The sequence below is a fragment of the Micromonospora sp. NPDC005979 genome (assembly GCF_040614415.1).
Classification (GTDB): Bacteria; Actinomycetota; Actinomycetes; order Mycobacteriales; family Micromonosporaceae; genus Micromonospora.
Window position 1 is genome coordinate 1 of the sequence record NZ_JBEXUR010000022.1, and the last position, 20664, is coordinate 20664.

General features: G+C 71.2%; 15 protein-coding genes. 7 read left to right on the top strand and 8 right to left on the bottom strand.

What is annotated here, in order from left to right; all coding sequences use genetic code 11:
• From ABZ272_RS27820 to ABZ272_RS27830, 3 genes are all read right to left on the bottom strand, one after another.
• Nucleotides 1-875, bottom strand: an 875-nt coding sequence (locus ABZ272_RS27820; RefSeq protein ID WP_355052885.1) for a non-reducing end alpha-L-arabinofuranosidase family hydrolase, incomplete at its 3' end; no start/stop codon positions are given.
• A gap of 487 nt (nucleotides 876-1362) precedes the next feature.
• Nucleotides 1363-2694, bottom strand: coding sequence for a cellulose binding domain-containing protein (locus tag ABZ272_RS27825; protein ID WP_355052886.1), 1332 nt, complete (start codon nucleotides 2692-2694; stop codon nucleotides 1363-1365).
• 535 nt (nucleotides 2695-3229) lie between these two features.
• A complete protein-coding gene (locus ABZ272_RS27830; protein ID WP_355052887.1) occupies nucleotides 3230-6199 on the bottom strand; it encodes a BTAD domain-containing putative transcriptional regulator in 2970 nt (989 codons plus the stop codon).
• Nucleotides 6200-6554: 355 nt separating this feature from the next.
• Here ABZ272_RS27830 and ABZ272_RS27835 point away from each other — a divergent pair, with 355 nt between their 5' ends.
• On the top strand, nucleotides 6555-8618 hold the full coding sequence (locus ABZ272_RS27835) for a glycogen debranching N-terminal domain-containing protein (protein WP_355052972.1): 2064 nt from the start codon (nucleotides 6555-6557) through the stop codon (nucleotides 8616-8618).
• A gap of 27 nt (nucleotides 8619-8645) precedes the next feature.
• Here ABZ272_RS27835 and ABZ272_RS27840 read toward each other — a convergent pair whose 3' ends face one another.
• The 3 genes from ABZ272_RS27840 to ABZ272_RS27850 all read right to left on the bottom strand — a co-directional run bounded on the left by ABZ272_RS27840 (nucleotide 8646) and on the right by ABZ272_RS27850 (nucleotide 10452).
• Entirely contained in the window at nucleotides 8646-9161 is a 516-nt protein-coding gene (locus ABZ272_RS27840; RefSeq protein WP_355052888.1) for a sigma-70 family RNA polymerase sigma factor, read from the bottom strand.
• 147 nt (nucleotides 9162-9308) lie between these two features.
• Nucleotides 9309-9755: a DUF4333 domain-containing protein gene (locus tag ABZ272_RS27845; protein ID WP_355052889.1), complete on the bottom strand. Its 447-nt coding sequence runs from the start codon at nucleotides 9753-9755 to the stop codon at nucleotides 9309-9311.
• A gap of 16 nt (nucleotides 9756-9771) precedes the next feature.
• On the bottom strand, nucleotides 9772-10452 hold the full coding sequence (locus tag ABZ272_RS27850; protein WP_355052890.1) for a hypothetical protein: 681 nt from the start codon (nucleotides 10450-10452) through the stop codon (nucleotides 9772-9774).
• Nucleotides 10453-10685: 233 nt separating this feature from the next.
• On the opposite strand from ABZ272_RS27850, the gene ABZ272_RS27855 reads away from it, so the two are divergent.
• Together ABZ272_RS27855 and ABZ272_RS27860 are read left to right on the top strand one after the other, a co-directional pair.
• On the top strand, nucleotides 10686-10982 hold the full coding sequence (locus ABZ272_RS27855; protein WP_007457407.1) for a WXG100 family type VII secretion target: 297 nt from the start codon (nucleotides 10686-10688) through the stop codon (nucleotides 10980-10982).
• Nucleotides 10983-11069: 87 nt separating this feature from the next.
• Complete coding sequence (locus ABZ272_RS27860) at nucleotides 11070-15458, top strand: FtsK/SpoIIIE domain-containing protein (protein WP_355052891.1); 4389 nt, start codon at nucleotides 11070-11072, stop codon at nucleotides 15456-15458.
• Between the two features lie 53 nt (nucleotides 15459-15511).
• Here the strand turns inward: ABZ272_RS27860 and ABZ272_RS27865 are convergent, their stop codons facing one another.
• Both ABZ272_RS27865 and ABZ272_RS27870 read right to left on the bottom strand, forming a co-directional pair.
• Nucleotides 15512-16186: a hypothetical protein gene (locus tag ABZ272_RS27865; RefSeq protein ID WP_355052892.1), complete on the bottom strand. Its 675-nt coding sequence runs from the start codon at nucleotides 16184-16186 to the stop codon at nucleotides 15512-15514.
• Nucleotides 16183-16488, bottom strand: a complete 306-nt coding sequence (locus tag ABZ272_RS27870) for a hypothetical protein (RefSeq protein WP_355052893.1) — start codon at nucleotides 16486-16488, stop codon at nucleotides 16183-16185. Before ABZ272_RS27870 ends, ABZ272_RS27865 begins: the two co-directional genes overlap by 4 nt.
• 200 nt (nucleotides 16489-16688) lie before the next feature.
• Here ABZ272_RS27870 and ABZ272_RS27875 point away from each other — a divergent pair, with 200 nt between their 5' ends.
• The 4 genes from ABZ272_RS27875 to ABZ272_RS27890 all read left to right on the top strand — a co-directional run bounded on the left by ABZ272_RS27875 (nucleotide 16689) and on the right by ABZ272_RS27890 (nucleotide 20590).
• A complete protein-coding gene (locus ABZ272_RS27875) occupies nucleotides 16689-18512 on the top strand; it encodes a putative T7SS-secreted protein (RefSeq protein ID WP_355052894.1) in 1824 nt (607 codons plus the stop codon).
• Nucleotides 18509-19093 carry a type VII secretion system-associated protein gene (locus ABZ272_RS27880; RefSeq protein WP_355052895.1) on the top strand — a complete coding sequence of 195 codons (585 nt, stop codon included), beginning with the start codon at nucleotides 18509-18511 and terminating at the stop codon, nucleotides 19091-19093. Before ABZ272_RS27875 ends, ABZ272_RS27880 begins: the two co-directional genes overlap by 4 nt.
• A gap of 235 nt (nucleotides 19094-19328) precedes the next feature.
• On the top strand, nucleotides 19329-19877 hold the full coding sequence (locus ABZ272_RS27885) for a sigma-70 family RNA polymerase sigma factor (protein WP_355052896.1): 549 nt from the start codon (nucleotides 19329-19331) through the stop codon (nucleotides 19875-19877).
• Nucleotides 19874-20590, top strand: a complete 717-nt coding sequence (locus ABZ272_RS27890) for a zf-HC2 domain-containing protein (RefSeq protein WP_355052897.1) — start codon at nucleotides 19874-19876, stop codon at nucleotides 20588-20590. The genes ABZ272_RS27885 and ABZ272_RS27890 overlap by 4 nt, the downstream gene beginning before the upstream one ends.
• Nucleotides 20591-20664 lie beyond the last annotated feature (74 nt).

The following is a 20664-nucleotide window of genomic DNA, read 5'->3' on the forward strand; positions in this document are numbered from 1 at the left end:
AGGGTGGGTGCGACGGTGCCGCTGTTCATGGTGTTCTGGCTGGCCGAGCCCATCTCGGACCAGTTGGTGAACAGGCCGAAGTTCATCGAGCCCCAGGACGAACCGAAGTCGTGGGTGGTGGCGTAGACGAGTTGCCGGCCGTTGTAGGGCGCGACGGTGAAGTCCTTGAGGGAGACCCAGCCCGACTTCGGCTGCGCCAAGGCTCCGGTGGACGACCACCGGTACGACGACGGCAGGTCACAGGTGCCACCCGGCGGCGGCGTGGTGGGCGGCGGCGTGGTCGGGTTGCCGCCGCCGTCGACGCGAACGAACTGCCACTGCTGGTTGGCGCCGTTCCAGTCGTCGTACTGCACGATGTTGCCGCCGTCGGCCGTCGAGGCGCCCTGCACCTCCATGACCTTGTTGCTGTTGCGGTTGATCAACCGCACATAGCCACTGTCCGAGTCGGCAAGCCGGAACTGCTGGTTGGTGCCGTTGTTGTCGGACCACTGCACGATCGCCCCGCCGTTGGCCGTCGAACGGCCGGAAACATCCAGCACCTTGCCGGACAACCGCGACTTGACCCGGTAGTAACCGCTACCCGAGTCTACGAACTGCCACTGCTGCTGGTTGCCGTTGTTACGCGTCCACTGCGTGATCCGCGCACCGTCGTTCGTGGCCAGGTTGTAGACGTCCAACGCCTTGCCACTGTTGCGGTTCACCAGGACGTACCACGCGCTCGTGTCGACGGTCGCCGCCGACGCGGGCGACGACACCGCCATCGCGGCGGCGCCAGCGACCACCACCGCCGCCGCACTGGCGGCTGCCGCTCGTACCAACCACCCTCGCCGCCGCGAGGGCGGCGCTATCGCCGGGGACGTACCAATGGCGGACATGTTCCTCCTCAATCACAGGGAGCCGAACGGCTACCCGAAGCTGGGCGCACCACGACACGCGACCGGGCGCACACGGCGGGAATGTTCGCGTTAACACGATCCCTGCGTGCTGCGGACAGTGTCGGATTGACGGTCGACGAAGTCGGCCGGCGGTACATCGCACCCGACGTCGTCCTTGACCATCGACTGTGAGCGATAACATGCTGTTCGTCAAGACGTAACATCCGCGTAAAGCGGGGCCGGCCCGTCGGGTCCGACCATTGACGCCGGTCGCACGCCTGCTGCCCGGCCACGCACCGTGCCGCAACCCGGGCGGACGCACTCGGCAACCCAGAATGACTGACGCTAACATCGACATTCGCGCATAAAGCGCCGCGTCTCCCCCGCTGCCACAGCCGCGCTCGCGAGGATTCGTCGACGGACTGCCGACCGCGCCCGCCCTGGTGCCCGGGTCCGCAGCCGGTGGCTCCGGACCCGGGCATCCGTTCTAGGCGCTGGTGCAGGTGACGTTGCCGGGCGGGGTGGCGCCGTCTCCGGTGGCGGTGAATCCGAAGGTCGTCGAGGCGTTCGGCGCGAGCGTGCCGTTGTAGGCGGCGTTGCGGACGGTGACGTTGCCGGTGGTCCCGGTGTTGACACCGCTCCAGAGGCTGCTGATGGCCTGGCCGTTGGCCAGGGTCAGGCCCACCGTCCAGCCGTTGATCGTGCTGGCAGTCCCGTTGGTGACGGTGACCTCGCCCTGGAAGCCGCCCGGCCAACTGTTGATCGCCCGGTAGGTGGCGGCGCAGGCGCCCGGCTCACCGGTCGGCGGCGGCGTGGTCGGCGGCGGCGTCGTCGGCGGCGGGGTGGTCGGCGGCGGCGTGGTGGGCGGGGGCGTCGTCGGCGGCGGCGTGGTCGGCGGGGGCGTGGTGGGCGGAGTCGTCGACTGGAACTGGCTGAAGAACCGCCAGATCTCACCCGAGGTCCAGGTCCGCGAGTCGTTGGGGCTGCCCGACCCGTCGACCGGACTCGGGGTGTGGTCGCCGTCGAACGCGGCCCACTGCACCGGGTACCCCGCGCGGCAGCCGGAGTAGGTGGTGGTGATGTGGGTCAGGCTGCCCTGGCTGGGCTCGCGCGGACTCTGTGCCGTGCAGCCGTTGTTCCTGACGAACGTGTCGCGCAACGCCCGCCCCTGCGAGATGTTCAGCACGCTGTCGTGGATGCCGTGGATGCCGAAGTACGGGACCGGCTGGGTGCCGCCGTTACAGCCGCTGAGGTTCGCGCCGGAGAGCACCGCGACCGCGCGGATGACGTTGGGTCGGGCACAGGCCACCGCGTAACTCATGGCTCCGCCGTAACTCCAACCCAGGGCGAAACGCTGCGTCGTGTCGACGCAGAGGTCGTTCTCGACCTGGCGGGAGATGTCGTCGAAGAGGGTCAGGTCCCGCCCGTTGGTGTTGGCCCACCCGGCGTTGATGCCCTGCGGCGCGACGAAGATCGTGCTGTTGTTCGACAGCGGCGCGAGGCCGTAGTAGCCGGCCGAGGCGACGTTGTTGGCCGACCCGTTCAACCAGTGGAAACCGAAGACCAGGCGGTACTGGCGGTTCCGGTCGTACCCGCTCGGGATCTGGAGAATGTAGGTGCGGCTCTGGCCGCTGCTGGTGATCGTGCGTGTCCCGTTGGTGAGGGTGGGCGCCTTACCGCAGCCCGCGGTCGCCGCCAGGGTGCCGTTCGTGGCGGCCGCCGCCTCGCCGCGGAAACCAGCGGTCAACGCGCCGCCGGTAGCCACGACGAGAACCGCCGCGGCCGCGACGAACGTCAGTAGTTGTCTCCGTCTGACCATTGCTCGACTCCTTGCCGTTGATCGTGCGTACGACATGCACCTCGAGCCGGTTCGTGCCGGGTGGGGGGTGCTCGCCCGCGCGGGCGGGACGAGGGCCGACCGACGAGGTGCCGTGACAGGACGTCCTTCCGTTGCGGGCCGACGTGCTCGTGCGGCCGGTGCGGCGTACACGGGTGGTGTACGGGCCGTACCGTCGCTGCCGGGTTGTCCGCGACGGGGCATGGAATGCGGGGAATGCGGCCGGACCGGGGGGCGCGTCCGACGACCGCGCGGTCGCCTGGCAGTGGCGGAGCGGCCCGGACTGGTCACCGATCGGTGAGGCGGCGGGAGGGCGGGCCCTCGGCATGCCTGCGCCGACTGACTGCGGTGACTGGGAGCGTGCCCTTCGCTCCCCGGGCCGGAACATAGCATGTTATCGATAACATGCTCAACCGACCGATTGCCGCGCCATCGACCGACATGGTCGGTCCGATCCATCGATACCCTGGTCAGGCGGTGGACCGCGGAGCGGCACGCCGGTCCCCGGGAACACGTGTCAGCGCTGCGTGTCCTCGGATCGTGAGGCGAAGGGGGTGACCTCGAGCAGCCTGTCCCCCAGGTCGCAGACCGTGTCCCGCATGCGACGGGTCCCGCCGTTCTGCATGGCGTGCATGGCGTCGCAGGCCTCCCGCCACGCCTGGCAGGCGCCGGGCACGTCGTCGAGATCCAGAAGGGTCGCGCAGAGCTGGGCGGACGCGTCGAAGACGCCGATCCGGCTGTGCGCCTCGACGGCCGCTCGGAGGGCCTGCTCGAGCTGGTCCCGAGCGTGGCTCCGGTGCCCCAGCAACGCCAGGCACTCGGCGATCAGAATGCGGATCGAGGGCTCGTCCGTCCCTGGTCCGAACTTCTCGCTGTGGGCCAGCGCCTCGTCGAGGCACACCATGGCCTCGCCGGCAGCACCGAGTCGGACCAGTGTCTGACCCCGGGCCACGCACGCCCAGATCTCGCCCTGCTCGAAGCCGGCGGCACGGTAGAGGGACAGTGCCCGCTCGTTCTCCGCGAGTGCCCGCTCGTGCCGGCCGAGCTGACTGTGGATCCGGTGCAGGGCACTGTGGACGCCGCCCAACTCCACGATCATGCCGCGCTCGGTGAAGATCTCTCGGGCACGGGTGAGCAGGTCGAGTGCCTCGTCGTAGCTGGCGAAGTGGTAGCAGGAATCGGCCAGACTCCACATGGCGTGCGCCGCACCCAGGTCATCCCCGGTACCGTTGGCAGCCCGCAGAGCCACCCGCATCACGTCCTGCCAGTCGTGGAACCGCCCGGTGAGCCGCAACCACGGCCAGATGGTGAGAGCCAGCCGCCAGGGCGGGACACCGGAATCGCCCTCCGCCGCGCGGCGCACCGCCTCGAACAGGACCTCCCGGTGATCGTCGAACCACCGCATCGCGGCGTCGTACGAATCGGGTCGCTCGGCGATGACGCCGGCCGGGGCCGGAGTGGGGGCCGCCGCCGGGCTCGTCGGTACGAGCCGCAGCGCGGCCTGGTGGCTGCTGTGCAGGTAGTGGTGCAGAAGTCGGTCGATCGCCGCCTCCCGGTCGCGGACCGACTCCTGCGCCAGGATCAGCTCCTGCGCGTACGCCCGGACGAGGACGTGCGAGGTGAACCGGCCCCGGTCGTCCTCGTCGAGCAGGGCCGCCTCGGCGAGTTCGCGCACCACGGCCCGCGTCCGGACCGGCGGGGTCTGGGACATGCTGGCGAAGGCCTCGGCCGAGATGCCGGCCGCCATGGCCGCGGAGGACAGCCGGAAGAGCCGTGCCGCGTCCGGGCTGAGCTGACGGTACGACCAGGCGAAGGCGGCACGCGGATCGCATACGCCGTGGCTGCCGGAGAAGGCGGCGAGTCGCCGCGCGCCGTCCCGGAGTTCCGCGGCGACATCCTCCAGGGCGAGTCGCGGACGCGCGCTCAACCGCCCGGCCAGGATCGCCAACGCAAGGGGCAGGCGGCCACACATCTCGATGATCTCGTCGAGGGTGTCGGACACCGGAGCGCTGCCCGCCTGGGAGCGGTTCGGCGCGTCCTTCAGCCGGCGCTGGACCAGCCTACGGGCGGTCGGCATGTCCGGAGGGTCGAGATGCAGCAGGTGGGCGCCGTCGCGGACGGCGAGATCAACGAGCGGACTGCGGCTGGTCACCAGAACCAGACACTCCGGCGAGTTGGGCAGCAACGGGCGCACCTGGGCGGCGTCGAGCGCGTTGTCCAGGAACACGAGCAGCTTCCGGCCGGCGGTGAGGCTCCGGTAGATGCCGACCCGCGCGGCGAGCGTCTCCGGGACGCTGGACATGTGGAAACCCTGCGACGACAGCAGGGATCCGAGCGCGTCGCTGGCCGAGAGGCGGTCGATCTCGGGCTGCTCCGCGCGCAGGTCGAGATAGAGCTGGCCGTCGGTGAAGTCCCTGGCGACCAGGTGGGCGAAGTGCGCGGCCAGCGTGGACTTGCCCACGCCGCCCATCCCGTCGAGTGCGACGACCAGCGGAGCCGTCCCGCGGTCGTCGGCCGTGTCCTCGATCAACCCAGCGAGGGTCGCGAGTTCGGCGGTACACCCGACGAAGGCGGGGAGATCGGGTGGGAGTTGCGCCGGACGCACCAGCGGCACCGGCCACGAGCGGGCGCGTCGCCGCGCCCCGGGGCCGGTCGGGGCGTTCGGCACCGAGGTCGCCGTCCCCGCCAGGACGCGCCGGTGCGCGGCCTGGAGGGCCTCGCCCGGATCGATGCCCAGCTCCTCGGCGAGACGGGTACGAACGGTCCGGAAGAGTCCCAGCGCCTCGGCCTGGTGGCCGCTCGCCCCGAGCGTGGCGATGAGGCCCGCCTGCACCGGCTCATGGAACGGCGCCATCGAGGCGGCCAGCCGCAGGGGTCGGAGCACCCGCGTCGGCCGGTCCAGTGACATGGCGAGTTCGGCCGCCGGCACGCACACGTCGAGGAATTCCTGATCGAGCGCGGCGAAGATCGACATCGAGGTGGTGCCGTGGGCGTACGTGTCACCGGCGGGCCCGCGCCACAGCCCCAGGGCCAGGGCGTAGCGATCCAGCGCCGCGTGCCGGTCGCCGGCCGCGAGCTTCGCACGGGCGGCCCCGACCAGCTCACGGAAGCGGAACAGGTCCAGCGAGCCGGGCGCGGGCGCGAAGAGGTAGCCGGAACCGTGCCGCCGCAGGTACGTGCCGGGCGCGCGCAGCGGGAGCGAGGGTTCCATCAGGCGCCGCAGCGCGCCGACGTACTTGTGGATGACGTTCGTGGCGCTGGCCGGAGCATCCTCGCCCCAGACCAGTTCGATGAGGTCGGTCGCGCTGACCGGTCGCCCCGCCCGGGCGAGGAGCAGGGCCAGCAGGCGGCCCTGCTGTCGGGGGCCGGCGTCCACCTCGACACCGTTGCGCCAGAGCCGCAGGGGACCCAGGATCTCGAAACGCAGGTTGCCGTCGGTCGGCCGGGGTCCGTCTTCTCCGTGGCGGGCGTCGGTCGAAATCGACAATTCAATCTCCTGTTGCCCCGTACCCGCTGCCACCACCGAGCTTGCCAGTCTACGTGTGCCCCGCCGAGGACGACCCGTCGCCGAGACCCGATCCGGACGAAATGGTGGAGCACGGCACCCGACATTAGAAATGTCACTGCGCGGAATACACGAGGCAGGGCCGCTCCGACGCCGTTCGTCGCTTTTTCGCCGACTCCGTGGATACCAGGCGATACGGCCGCGAGACCGCCCTTTCGGCTCCTAGACTGCGGGCGTGTACGGCGGGGCCGCCCCTGCCAACGGGGGAGGTGCGGGTGCCATGAATTCTCGGCCGACGAAACAGCAGGAACGCCCTCACGGCGGCGCCAACCGCGACATGCCTCCGGAACTCGGCTCCGATTCCGTCGGCATATTCGAGGGTCGAACCTTCATGTTGTCCAATGCTGTCGGCGACGTGCCGGCCGATTCCATCGCCGGACTGGTGCACGACGACACCCGCTACCTCAGCCGTTGGGAGATGACCCTCGACGGACAAGCTCCGCTGGTGCTCAGCGCCAGCACCGTCGACGCCTACTCCGCGGGCTTCTTCCTCGCCAACCCGGAGCTACCGAACCTGCGGGCGAACGGCATCGGGCTGCGCCGGGAGCGGTTCGTCGGGGACGGCATGTACGAGCGCGTCGAGTTGCAGTATTTCGGCGTGGAACCCGTCTCCGTACGTCTGCGGCTGGACGTCGGCGTGGACTTCGCCGACCTCTTCGAGATCAAGCGAGCGGGACGGAGCCGGCTGGCCGACATCCGACGGGACCACCGGCGGGACGGCTCCGCCCTGCTCTTCTCCTACCGGAACTCGGGCTGGTCGGCCGGCACCACCGTCGTGGTCAACCCCCCGGCCGACCGGGTCGAGGGCGACTCGCTGGCCTGGGACGTGCACCTGGAACGCGGCGACACGTGGGGATGCGAGGTGCGCGTGCTGCTGAACTGTCAGGGCACGGACTTCCAGCCGACCAGCCGTGTCTTCGGCGAGGCACACGCCACCGACGCCGACGACGTGGCATCGCGGTGGGCGGCCAATAAACCGGACCTCAGCGCGGAATCGGAGCTGTTGCGCAACGTCTACCACAAATCGGCCGTCGACCTGGTGTCGATGCGCATCGTCAAGGAGATCAACGGCCAGAAGGTCGTGCTGCTGGCCGCCGGCATGCCCTGGTTCCTGACCGTGTTCGGCCGGGACACGCTGATCACGGCGTACCAGAGCGTCACCTGCGGTCCGGACGTCGCACGCGGGGCGCTGGTCACGCTCGCCGCGCACCAGGGCACCGTCGTCGACGACTTCAGCGACCAGGACCCCGGGAAGATCCTGCACGAGTTCCGCTCGGGTGAGCTGACGCAGCTCGGCATCGAGCCCTACGGCCCCTGCTTCGGCGCGGCCGACACCACCCAGCTCTGGCTGATCCTGCTCTCCGAGTACTGGCGGTGGACCGGCGACGACGCGTTGGTGCGGCAGTTGCGGCCCAACGCCGACGCGGCGCTGCGGTGGATCGACGAGTTCGGCGACCGCGACGGCGACGGGTACGTCGAGTACGGCACGCGCTCCCCGAACGGCATGCGCAACCAGTGCTGGCGTGACTCGCCGGACGGCGTGCAGTTCGCCGACAGCAGGCTCCCCGACCTGCCGGTCGCCACCTGCGAGATCCAGGGCTACACCTACGACGCGAAGGTACGCGCCGCGGAACTCGCCGACGGGCCGTGGGCCGACGCCCCGTTGGCGCGACGGCTGCGGACCGAGGCCGCCGATCTGCGCGAGCGGTTCAACCGTGACTACTGGTTGCCGCAGCGCGGTGGCTACTACGCGATCGGCCTGGACGCGGAGAAACGACCCATCGACTCGATGACCTCGAACATGGGCCACCTGCTGTGGAGCGGGATCGTTCCGCCCGAGCGGGCGGCCCTGGTGGCGCGGCACCTGATGTCCGACGAGATGTTCTCCGGCTGGGGCGTACGGACGCTGTCGACCGCGGACGTGGGGTACAACCCGATCGGCTACCACCTCGGCACCGTGTGGCCGCACGACAATTCGATCATCGCCGCCGGGCTCGCCCGGTACGGCCACCGGGACGAGGCCAACCGCATCGCTATGGCGATGCTGGAAGCGGCGGCCCACTTCGACTACCGCCTGCCCGAGGCGTTCTCCGGGTACGACCGATCCCTGGGACGCCGACCCGTGCCCTACCCCACCGCCTGCAACCCGCAGGCGTGGGCCAGCGGGGCGCCCCTGCTCCTCCTGCGGGCGATGCTCGGGCTCGACGTCCGCGACGGCGTCCTCGCCACCGATCCGCACATCCCCGAGACGTTGGGGGGCATCCGACTGACCGGGGTCACCGTGCACGGCGCGAAACGGATCGTCGACGCCTCCGGTTCGCGGTTGCGCTCTCCGACCTGAGCTGGCGGGCGGCCCGGCCCGGCCCGGTCAGGCCGCCTGGCGGCTCGTCCGCAGCGTGTGGAGCGCGTCCTGATGCCGGGAACGGACAGTCCGGACCGGGACGCCCAGCGCACGGGCCGTCTGGTGGGTGGTCCGTCCCGCCAGGTAGGTGTGCAGCAGCACCGCGCGGTGCTCGACGGACAGCCGGCGCAGCATCGAGACCGCCTCGGCGGCGGCGACGGCGGCGTCCGCGTGGTCCGGTTGGGCGGCGTCGACCTCCGGCTCGGTCCTCTCCCGCCCGACGGCGACCGCCCGCAGCGACGCGACGGCCAGATCACGCGCCACCGTCATCAACCAGTCGCGGATCGGGACCGCGACGAGGCGGCGGCGGGCGCCGCTCTGCCAGGCGTGGATGAACGTCTCCTGCACGATGTCCTCGGCGAGGTGGTGGTCCACCACGAGCTTCTCGACGAAGGTGAGCAACGGCCCGAAATGCTCGGCCATCAACTCGTCCAGTGCGGGAATCCGGCCGGACGCCGCACAGGGGTGGGGAGCCGTTGTCATCGCTGGTGCCTGGTCCTTAACGAGCGGGTCGACGAGCGGGCCGCCGCCGGCCCGTCCGGCAACCGGCGATCGGCCCGGCCCCGACGCTACGGTCGGCCAGTTACCAGCCTCGTGACGAACTCTTACCGACCCGGCCGGCCCGGCCGACTACTTCGGGCGCGCGACCTCCAGCTGACCCGTGGACCGGACCGTCACCCAGGTCGTGACGGTGGCCCCGTCGACCTCGGCGGTGCAGGTGAACCGGTGCCCCTCGATGACCGGCTGGTCGACCGGGCAGGCGACGGTGTCCGCGTTCAGCCCGTAGTCGGCCCGGAGCACGGTCAGCACCTGGCGCTGCAGGGCGGCCGTGTCGAGGACCTTCGGTCGCGGCAGGTCGGGCCGGGTCACGGCCACGACGGTCCCCGCGACGACCAGGAGGACGACCGGAACCGCGACGGCCACCACGAGTTTCGGAGAGGGTCGCCAGCGTCTCGCCGACGGCACGGTCGCCGCCGGCCCCCACTGCGGCCCGGGGGCCGGCTTCCAGCGGGGCGCCAGCAGGGCCGCCCCCGCGCCGGTGACCGCAGGACTGTCGGACGCGCCGTCCGGGCTCATCGTCGACTCCACGCTCTCAGCGGGCGGTGGGGGTGGGCACGGCGACGACCTCCGGTAGCGGCTTCGTCTTCGCGCCGGTCGGTGCGACCGCGAACCAGGTGCCGCCGACTCCCTGGCCCCGGATCTCGCCGGGCGCGGTGTCCTTGGCGAACAGGTAGACCGGCCAGCCGCCGATGGTCACCTGGCAGGTGCCGTCGGCCCGCTCGACGTACCCGACGAGTTGGGGGTCGACGCCGTCGGGATAGATCCGGCCGGGTGACGAGATGAGCAACGGGGGCCAGGTCTTGGCGCAGTCACCCGCGCAGGTCGCCTTCGGTGGCTTCGCCGAGTCCTTGTCGAACCGGTAGAGCGTCCTGCCCTGGCCGTCCGCGACGTACGTGCCGATGTCGGGCTGTTCCATGGCCCGCAACGCCACCACGTTGCTGCCCTGACCGCGGTCCGGGCTACCGGAGACGGGGACGTCGGACGGCCCGCTGAAGATCTGGACGCGGCGCTGCGTCTTCGCCACGGTCGGCGGCGGCACCGGGCTGACCTCGATGACCTGCGGGCCCGGGTCGGCAGTCGCGGTGACCGACGCGGCCACGGACGCCCCCTGGGTCGGCGCGCTCGCGGTGCCGCCCGCCCCCGTGGTGTCCCCGCACGCGGTCAGCGCCGCCAGGCCGATCACCGCGATCGCGATCCGCGCTCTCTGCACCATGTTCGCTCCACCTCGTATTCCGTGTGGACCGGGCTCGTGCGCAGGTCCGGCACCCACACGGACGCCGTGCCGAAACGGTTCACCGCCGTACCGCGACGGACGTCCCGGACGGATTCGAACTTGCCCTGAACCGGATGGCGCGGGCATCCGTGTGGGTGGCGGCGTCGGCGCAAGACGGTCCACGAGGGGACCGCTCGCCGACCCGGAGAACCACCGGAATACGGGAGGGCGACATGGCCACGTACCACATCGTCAGCGAGGACATCCAGGAGTCCGCGAGCTGGCTGCAGCAGAACATGCAGACCCTGCTGGACGGGATGACCCAGGCCAAGAGCAAGATCGACACGCTGATCCAGGGTGGCTACAACACCCCGGGCGCGCAGCAGCAGTTCGGTCCGTACTTCGAGGAGTACAAGGGCAGCGTCGACCAGACCCTGCACGGCATGGAGGGCATCAGCCAGTACCTCACGCAGGTCAGCGACGCCTTCTCGGAGACCGACACGCAGACCGCCGCCAGCCTCAGCCGCTGACGCGACGAACGGTCGGGGCCGCGTGGTGAGCGATCACCACGCGGCCCCGACCGTGTTCCCGACGGATCGTCCGACCAGGAGATACCCGTGCGCCTGCTGCTCACCGTCACGGATCAGTCCACCCCCGCAACCGACTACCAGGTCGAGGCCGCCCTCGATTCCACCGTCGCGGAGCTCGCCGAGGTGCTGGCGGGGCGCCGTCCGGAACCCGGCACCCGAGCACCCACGATCTTCGTCGCCGGAGCTCCCCTGGACCCCGGGCTGACGCTCGCCGACGCCCCGCTCTGGCAGGGCAGCGTCGTCGAGCTGGACCGTCCGACGTCCGTGTCACCGCCACCGGCGGCCGGCCCGCTGGAGATCCGGGTGGTCAGCGGTCTCGGCGCCGGCAACCTGTACCCGCTCGCCATCGGCGAGCACGCCATCGGCGCCGCCGACGACAACCACGTTCGCGTACACGACGACCCGCTCGCTCCCGTGCTCGCCCAGCTGCGGGTGACCGAGGACGGGGAGTGCTGGCTCCGGCCGATGGAGCCCGGCCTGTTGCTCGACCGGGTGGAGGTCGACGAGCAGGAGCGGATCTGGACGCTCGGCGCGCAACTCGCCGCGGGCTCCTCCCTGCTGGAGCTTCGCCGCCCCCTGCGGGACGAGGCCGCGCTCCAGATCTCGGAGGACCGTACGGGCCTCGACTACAACCGTCCGCCCCGCCTACTGCCAGCGGCGCGGACCACCCAGTTCACGCTCCCCGGGCCGCCGGCGCCTCCGGAGCGACGGCCGCTCACGCTGATCACCGTGCTGGCGCCGGTCGTGCTCTCCGGTGCCGCGTTCGTCATCACCCGCAACCCGCTCACGCTGCTCTTCGCCATCCTGTCGCCGCTGGTGCTGATCGCCGGTCAGATCGGCGCGCGGCGCCAGGGCCGGGCCACCTACCGCTCCCGGCTCGCCGAGTACGAGAAGAAGAGGGCGCGCATCAGCGGCGAGGCCGAGCAGGCGCTGGCCGCCGAGCGGTCGGTCCGCCGGGACGACTTTCCCGACCCCGCGTCGATGGGGCTGATCGCCACCGGCCCGCAGCGCCGGCTGTGGGAGCGACGCCGCACCGATCCCGACTTCCTGGAGCTGCGGGTCGGCAGCGCGGACCTGCCGTCGGACGTGGTGCTGCGCGACTTGAGCCAGGACGAGAACCGCCGTGAGGTCCGGTGGAGCGCCCTCGACGTGCCGGCGACCGTGCCGGTACGCAAGCACGGCGTCGTGGGGGTGGCCGGCGACGCCGTCGCCCGGACGACGGCTCGCTGGATGATGGCCCAGGCCAGCGCCCTGCACAGCCCGGAGGACCTGCAGATCTACCTGCTCTGCGGCACCGCCGACGAGACCGGCTGGGCCTGGGCGGGGTGGCTGCCGCACCTGCGGCCCCGCGACGGTCAGGACACCCTCGCGACGGTCGGCACCGACACCCAGACGTTGGCCCGCCGGGTCGGTGAGCTGGTGAGCATCATCTCGTCCCGCTCCGGCGAACGGGGCAACGGGGCGTTCCGGGACATCCTCGTGGTGCTCGACGGCGCCCGCAAACTCCGGTCCCTGCCCGGCGTCACCCAGATCCTGCGCGAAGGACCGGCGGTGGGGGTGTACGCCATCTGCCTCGACGCCGAGGAGCGGCTGCTGCCCGAGGAGTGCCAGGCGGTCATCGCCCAGCAGGAGGACGGGTCGCTGCTGGTGACGCAGACCCTCGCCGCCCCGATCGCCGACGTCCACCCGGACGTCGTGTCGCCGGAGTGGCTGTACCGGACGGCACGGGCGCTGGCGCCGCTGCGGGACATCGGTGGCGCCGACGAGGAGAGCGCCCTGCCCGGGTCGAGCCGGCTGCTCGACGTACTCGGGATGGAGCCGCCGGAGCCGGATGCGGTGACGGCCCGGTGGACCTCGGGTGGTCGGACCACCGAGGCGGTGCTCGGGGTGTCGCTCGACGGGCCGTTCGCCCTCGACCTGAAGCGGGACGGACCGCACGGCCTGGTGGCCGGCACCACCGGCTCCGGCAAGTCCGAGCTGCTACAGACCCTCGTCGCCTCGCTCGCCGTGGCCAACCGTCCGGACGCGATGACGTTCGTGCTCGTCGACTACAAGGGCGGCAGCGCGTTCAAGGACTGCGTCCTCCTGCCGCACACCGTCGGCATGGTGACCGACCTGGACACCCACCTGGTGGGCCGGGCGCTGACGTCGCTCTCGGCGGAGCTGCGCCGACGCGAACACATCCTCGCCGACGCCGGGGCGAAGGACATCGACGACTACGTGGAGCTGCTGCGCCGCGAGCCGTCCCGTGTCCCGATGCCGCGCCTGCTCATCGTGATCGACGAGTTCGCATCGATGGTGCGTGACCTGCCCGACTTCGTGACCGGTCTGGTCAACATCGCCCAGCGCGGCCGGTCGCTCGGCATCCACCTGGTGCTGGCGACCCAGCGACCGGGCGGCGTGGTGTCCCCCGAGATCCGGGCCAACACCAACCTGCGCATCGCCCTGCGGGTCACCGACAGCAGCGAGAGCCAGGACGTGCTGAACGCCCCGGACGCGGCCGCCATCTCGAAGTCGACGCCCGGTCGCGCCTTCGTGCGTCTCGCCCAGTCGTCGCTGGTGCCGTTCCAGGCGGGTCGGGTCGGCGGCTTCCGCCCTGGCGCGCGCAGCACCGACCGCCCGGCCCCCTGGTTGGCCCCCCTGTCCTTTCCCGACCTCGGTCGCCCCGCGCCACGTCGCCGCTCCGGCGAGGCGGCGCCGTCGGCCGAGCTGACCGACCTCGCGGTGCTCGTGACGGCGATCCGGGACGCCAGCGAAGGGCTCGGCATCGCGCCACAGCACAGCCCCTGGCTGCCGGCGCTGCCCACCTCGCTGACCGTCGACGCGTTGCCCCCGGCGCGCACCACCGACTACCACCTCCCGGCGGTCGCCTACGGGCTGGTGGACCTTCCCGCCCAGCAGGACCAGGTGCCGCTGGCGCTGGACCTCTCCACGCTCGGGCACCTGCACGTCATCGGCTCCTCGCGCAGCGGCCGATCGCAGACGCTCCGGACGATCGCCGGGGCGGTCGCCCGCGTCCAGTCCACGGCGGACGTCCACCTCTACGGGGTCGACTGCGGCAACGGGGCGTTGCTGGCCCTGGCCGGTCTGCCGCACTGCGGGGCGGTGGTGCAGCGCACCGAGGCGGAGCGGCTCGGCCGGTTGTTCGCCCGTCTCGTCGCGGAACTGGGCCGGCGGCAGCAGCTGCTCGCCACCCGGGGCTCGGCGAGCATGGTGGAGTACCGGACGGGCGCCGCCCCGGGTGAGCGACCGCCGCACATCCTGGTGCTCCTGGACCGGTTCGAGGTCTTCGACAAGACCTTCGCCGACTACGACAACGGCACGATCATGGCCGCTCTGCTGACCCTGCTGCGCGAGGGCGCCGGGGCGGGCATCCACGTGGTGCTCGCGGGTGACCGGGCGATGTTCTCCAGCCGGATCTCGTCCACCACCGACGACAAGCTGGTGCTGCGCCTGACCGAACGCGGCGACTACAGCATGGTCGGCATCAACCACCGACAACTGCCGGACGAGATCGAGCCGGGTCGCGCGATCCGGGCGTCCGACGGCGCCGAGGCGCAGATCGCGCTGCTCGGCGAGGACACCTCGGGTCAGGGGCAGGCGCGCGTACTCGCCGACATCGCCGAGACGGCCCGGCGGCGGGACGCGGACGTCGCGCCCGGCGACCGCCCGTTCCGGATCGACGTGCTGCCCGACGAGCTGACCCTCGCGGACACCGAGACGCTCCACCGGCCCGACGGGCCGCTGTGGACGATGCTGGGTGTGGGCGGCGACGAGCTCACCGCGATCGGGCCCGACCTGACGGTCGTCCCGACCCTGGTCCTGGCGGGTCCACCTCGTTCGGGACGGAGCACCGCGCTGCTGACGATGGTCGCCACCCTGCTGCGCAGGGGCACCGAGGTGGTCGTGGCGGCGCCCCGCAGGTCGCCGCTGCGCGAGCTGGCCGACCTCCCGGGCGTGCTCGACCTCGTCGCGAGCGAGAACCTCACCTCCGCCGTTCTGACGGCCGCGCTGGAGCGCAGGAGCGGACCGGCCGTGGTTGTGCTGGACGACGCCGAGTTGCTGCTCAAGTGCGACGCGGGCAGCGATCTCGGGGAGATCGCCCGAAGCGGCACGGAACGAGGGCTCGGGTTGGTCATGGCCGGCACCATCGACGGCCTGTCCGGCGGCTTCGGCGGCTGGCATGTCGACGCCCGGCGCAACCGGCAGGGCGCGCTGCTCAGCCCACAGGGCCTCGGTGACGGCGAACTGATCGGCGCCAAGCTGAGCCGGGGCCAGCTCGGCGGGGGACGCCTGGGTCGGGCGCTGCTGCACCTGGGCGACGGCACCGTCCGCCTGGTGCAGGTCCCCCGAACCGATCCGGTGGCGCTGCGGTCACTGGTGACACCACTGGGAGCGGCGGCGGTCGAGAAGTGAGGTAAGGCCAAGGGGGACACCGCCGCGCGGTGTCCCCCTTGTCGTGTGCGGGTTCAGGCGTCGGGCGCGGTCTCCCCCGTCGACTCCGCCCGCGCGGCCAGCTCCGGCCGGTCGTCGTCCCACGTGAACGCCAGGGACTCGGTGATCGCGCCGAAGAGCTCGAAGATGTCCTCCGCCTCCGCGAGGTTCGGGCTCGACCCGGTGACCACCACGACGTCCGCCGAGCCGGGCATCGGTACGACGGTGTGCATCACCGCGCACCGCATCGTGACGCCGTCCTGGACGACGTTCTGGATGCCGTACACCCGACCGACGGTGCCGATGCGGGGAATCGTCGCGGTGGTCACCCGCCGCCAGGTCCCGTCGGCCCGGTTGGGGTGCGCCACCGCCGTCAACGCGCCGAGGATGTCGCCGTTGGCCGGTGGCGTGACCACCGCGACCACCACGGTGGCGGTGAGCGGGCCGTCCTCGTACATCTCGAAGACGCCGGCCGCGTGCACCGCGCCGCCGCGCCGGGCCTGGCGTACCGACCGGCGTACCTGCTCGGCGAAGCGGCCCGCCTGGTCGGCGGTGAACCCGCCGGTCAGGGCGTGGCCCCGCGCCTCTTCGCCGAGCCGGTTCTCGCTCGCCTCGTCGGCCACCGAGAAGTCGACCCACGCCTCGGGTGTGCGCAGCTCGAAGCCGGTCGGGGTGGGCGTCGCGGCATGGGCCTGGGTCGGGGCGCTCACTGTGCCGCCTGCGCATCCGGCGCGGTCAGCGCGTTGACCGTCTGGGTGTCGGTCTCCCGGAACGCGTCGGCGACGGCCTTCGCGGCGTCGCGTACGCCCCCCAGGTCCTTGCCCACGACGTGCCGACCGTCGCCCCACCGCTTCTCGAAGTGCCGGGCGGCGTCCTCCAGGCCGCGCTGCCCGAGCGTGTCGACCACCGCGCCCATCGACCGGACCGACGCGCTGTCCATCAACTCCTTGGTACGCCGCAGCAGCTCGTGTACGCGTTCCAGCTCGGCGCCCGGAACGAGGATCTCGCTCATCGCGCGCGCTCCCCCGCCGGCCTGCTCATCGCATCGCTCATCTCCGCACCCTCCAGACCCGTCACGGCAACTGGGGCGTACACGGATCGGCGGCCGGCCCGGTTCACCGGGTGAACCGATCCACCCCGCGCTACGTGTGCGACTCGGCTCCCGGCGGATGGCTCGGGCGCCGGCCTGACGATGCGATGGGGAGGTTCGTCATGACGCGTCCGGGCGACGCCGAGTGGTCCGTGTTGCAGCTCGACTCAGATCCCGTGCCGGGTGATCCGGAGTCCTTCGAGGAGATCACCCGGGCCTATCAGGAGCTGGCCAGAACCACCCAGGAGGCGCACGACCTGCTCGCGTCCGGCAGCCAGATCGATGTCGGCCAGGGCAAGGCCATGGACGCCTTCCGCGACCTGATCGGCAAACTGCCGGGACGCCTGGACCAGATGGCGAACTCCTACGCCAGCGCCGCCGACGCGTACCTGCGCTACCTGCCCTCTCTGGAAGAGGCGCAGACCATGTCCCTGCGCGCCCTCGACCAGGCCCGACAGGCGGCCGGGGACCAGAGCGCCGCCCAGGCGGCGGCCGTCAGCGCGGCGGCCGCGCTCCTCGTCCTGAACGCCGACACCACGACCACTCCGGACGCGAAGGAACAGGCCACCGACGACGCGACCGCCGCCAAGAACCGCGCCGCCGACGCCCAGCAGGCACTCGACGGGGCGAAGTCACTCCTCGGTCAGGCCACCGCCCTGCGCGACCAGGCCGCCCGCACCGCCGCCGACACGCTGCACCAACTGGCCAAGGACGCACCACAGCGGTCCCTCTGGGACAAGATCGTCGAAGCGTTCGAGGCGTTCATCGACTTCCTGCAGAGCACCGTCATCGAGTGGATCACCACCATCCTGGACGTGCTCTCCGTGGTCGCCTCGTTCATCTTTCCACCCCTCGGTTCGGCGATCGGCTTCCTCTCCGGCGCCATCGACCTCGCCGCCGCAGCCCTCGGCGGCGACCCCGCCGAAATCGCCCTGGCCGCCGGCGGACTCGCCCTCGGCCTCGTCCCCGGCGGGCGAATAGTCAGCCGTGTCATCAAGTTCGCCAACAAGTTCGCCGGCAAAATCAAACCCGGCAGCGTCGCCGACGGCATCAAGAACAGCACCAAAGAAGTCACCGGCGGCAGCGCCACCACGGTGGGGCGCGGAATCAACGAGAACGTCACCCGTATCGGCGTCGGCAAGACCATCAAGGGTTTGTTCGGAGGAATCCGGCAGAAGATCACCGATATTCGCTTCAATCGTGATCTCAAGAACGCCCGGAAGCAGACCGAGCTGGATCCGACCCTCATCATCGGGCAGAACAGCAAGGGACGCCTCAAGACGTTCCACGCGTCGGACGTCCGGTCGGTACCGCTCGAGGACAGCAATGGCAAGCAGATCGGGGTCCTCTTCCCCAGTACGGCCGGGGACGTCGACACGTTCACCGACTGGGCGAGGTTGGAGGCGAACGTCCCGCTCGGCCGGAACCTCGGCGGGTCGCTGAACGTGGGCGGCGCCAAGCTGGTCCGGTCGATTCCCGGCAGGGACGCGCCGATGAGCACCGAACAGTTCGATCTGGCGCCCTGGGCCCGACTGAAGAGTCCACCCATCTTCGTCATCGCGCACGGTGATCCACACTCCGTGGACATCACGCTAAAGAACGGCAAGGTCATGTCGGTTCCGGGCACGCAGTTCGCCAAGGTCGTGCACTTCGACAACGTCTTCCGGGCGGCTGCGGAGAACAACCCGAAGGGATCGATCGCCCTGCTCTCCTGCAACTTCGCCAACCCTGCGGGAACCGCGGGCCAGGATTTCGCCGACGTGATGCGGGACCTGGGCGAAAATCGGAAGGTCTTCGCGTCGACAGAGGTCGTACAGGCGAGCCGCGGCGTGGACGTCGACGGCCTGTTCACCAGCCCCGGCAACAGCATTGCCAATGTGACGGTGGAGAACATGGGCGTTTTCAAGGAAATGAAGCCTGGAGTGACACGGGACGTGACCAAGTGACGGACGAGCGCGTGGACGACACGGACAACGAGCGCAACTGGATGCTGCTGCTGGACGAGGAGTGGACGGATTCCGACAGCGAAGAGACGGGCGCGGCGGCCATGCCGCCGGCGGAGGCCATCGTCGGTGGTTGGTTGGTGGAGCCCGACGGTACCGTCGCCCGGTTCACGGCCAATCCCCTCTACCGACCAAAGGATCCGGCGGCGCCCACGAGCCCGGTGGACGCGACGGCGGCGCTGGTCGCCACCGGCCGCGCGGACGTCGACGCGGTGCTCCTGGCGCTGCGCGACAGCCTTGTCGAGGTGGCACTGGACAGTGCGGGTGGCGTCATCGTGGCACCGGCACCGGACGACGTTCCGTGTGTGCTCGTCGCGACCGGGGCCGTGGACCAGGCCCGGGTCGAGGCGGTCGACTGGCGGCAGGTCGACCTGGACGAGTTGCTGACGCTCCTGCCGGACGGCGTCGACGTGCTGCTGAACCCGGGTGGCCCACGTGCCATGCGGTTGTTCGCCGACGCGTTGCGCGACCTCGCCGCCGAGGACGTCCCGCAGAGCGACGAGCCGTGGCCCTTCGCCCCGTAGTCACAGCGGCCGGACACCTCCCCGCTGGGCATGGACGGCACGTCCGAGCCCAGCGGGGACAGACCCGCCGGACGGGGATCGACAGACCCTGACGTCTCGAATCGGTCTCGACGTGGGTCAGTAGACAAATCTTCTATTGATCAACTATCGGTACTAACAGGACGTGCATCCTGATGACCCGTAGACAACCGGCGGGCACGCCGGAGACGTGAGGGTCGGCAAAAGGGTGGTAGCAATGGCGGGATCAGGACCTGTTCGTCGGCGCGAAGTGGCAGGCGAGGCACTGGTCCGGTCCATATTCGAGGAGCACGGACGCGCGATGCTCGCTTACGCGACACAGTTGACCCGCGACCGCGCGGCCGCGGAGGACGTCGTCCAGGAAGCGCTGGTGCGCGCGTGGCGTCACCCCGACAGCCTGGTCAACGGCAAGGGCTCGGTACGGGGTTGGCTGTTGACGGTCGTCCGCAACATCGTGACCGACACCGTCCGCGCCCGGAACGCGCGACCACCCGAGGTACCGGAGGGCCCGACGGAATCCGCGGTCGAACGTGACCACGCCGACCAGGTGGTGAACTCGATCGTCGTGACGGACGCCCTCAATCGCCTCTCCACCGAGCACCGACAGGTGCTCGAGCAGGTCTACCTGCGCGGGAGTACAGTCGCGGAAGCCGCCCAGGTCCTCGGGATCCCGCCGGGCACCGTGAAGTCCCGCTCCTACTACGCACTCCGAGCCCTCCGCGATCTCGCCGAGCGTCGCGCCGGGGTGGAACGGCCTGCCTCATGACTACCGACAGCTCATCGCCCCACGCCGACCACTTCGACGTCGGCGGCTATCTGCTGGGGGAACTCGACGAGGAGTCGACCCGCCGAGCCGAGGAGCACCTGGCGGGTTGCCCGCAGTGCCGGGCCGAGGTCGAGTCGCTGCGAACGTGGGCGGGCGCGCTCGGGAACGTACCCGATGTGATGCTGCTCGACGGCCCGCCGGAGGACGGCGATCTGTTGTTGCAGCGCACCCTGCGCCAGATCCGCGGCGAGGCTGCCGACGAGCGCCGCCGTCGTCATGCCGTGACCGGAGTCGCGGCGGCGGTCGTCGCCTCGGCCGTTCTCGGTGGCGCCTTCCTCGTTCCGCGCGCCGACACGGCGACGGACGCGACCGCGCCGCCGCCGAGCCCGAGCGTCCCGGCCGATCCGACGGTCCGCTCCACCAGCGCCGCCGACCCACGGACCGGCGCTCGTCTCGCCGTCGCCGTCCGGCCGGCCCCCGGCTGGGTACGCCTCAACGCCACGGTGTCCGGCATCCCGCAGGGCCAGCGTTGTCGCCTGCTGGTCGTGGGCAAGGACGGCAGCACGGTGCTGGCGGGCAGTTGGCTGGTGTCGGAGCGCGGGGCCGCCGAGGGCGTCACCCTGGACGGCAGTGCCCTGATCGACGAGGCCCAGATCGGCAGTGTCCGGGTGGAGACGACCGACGGCACGGTGTACGTCAGCGCGACGCTGTAGCCCGGCGGCACGTTCCATCCCCGACAGGCAGCAAAGCGCCGGCCCGGCCAGTGGCCGGGCCGGCGCGAGCCGCA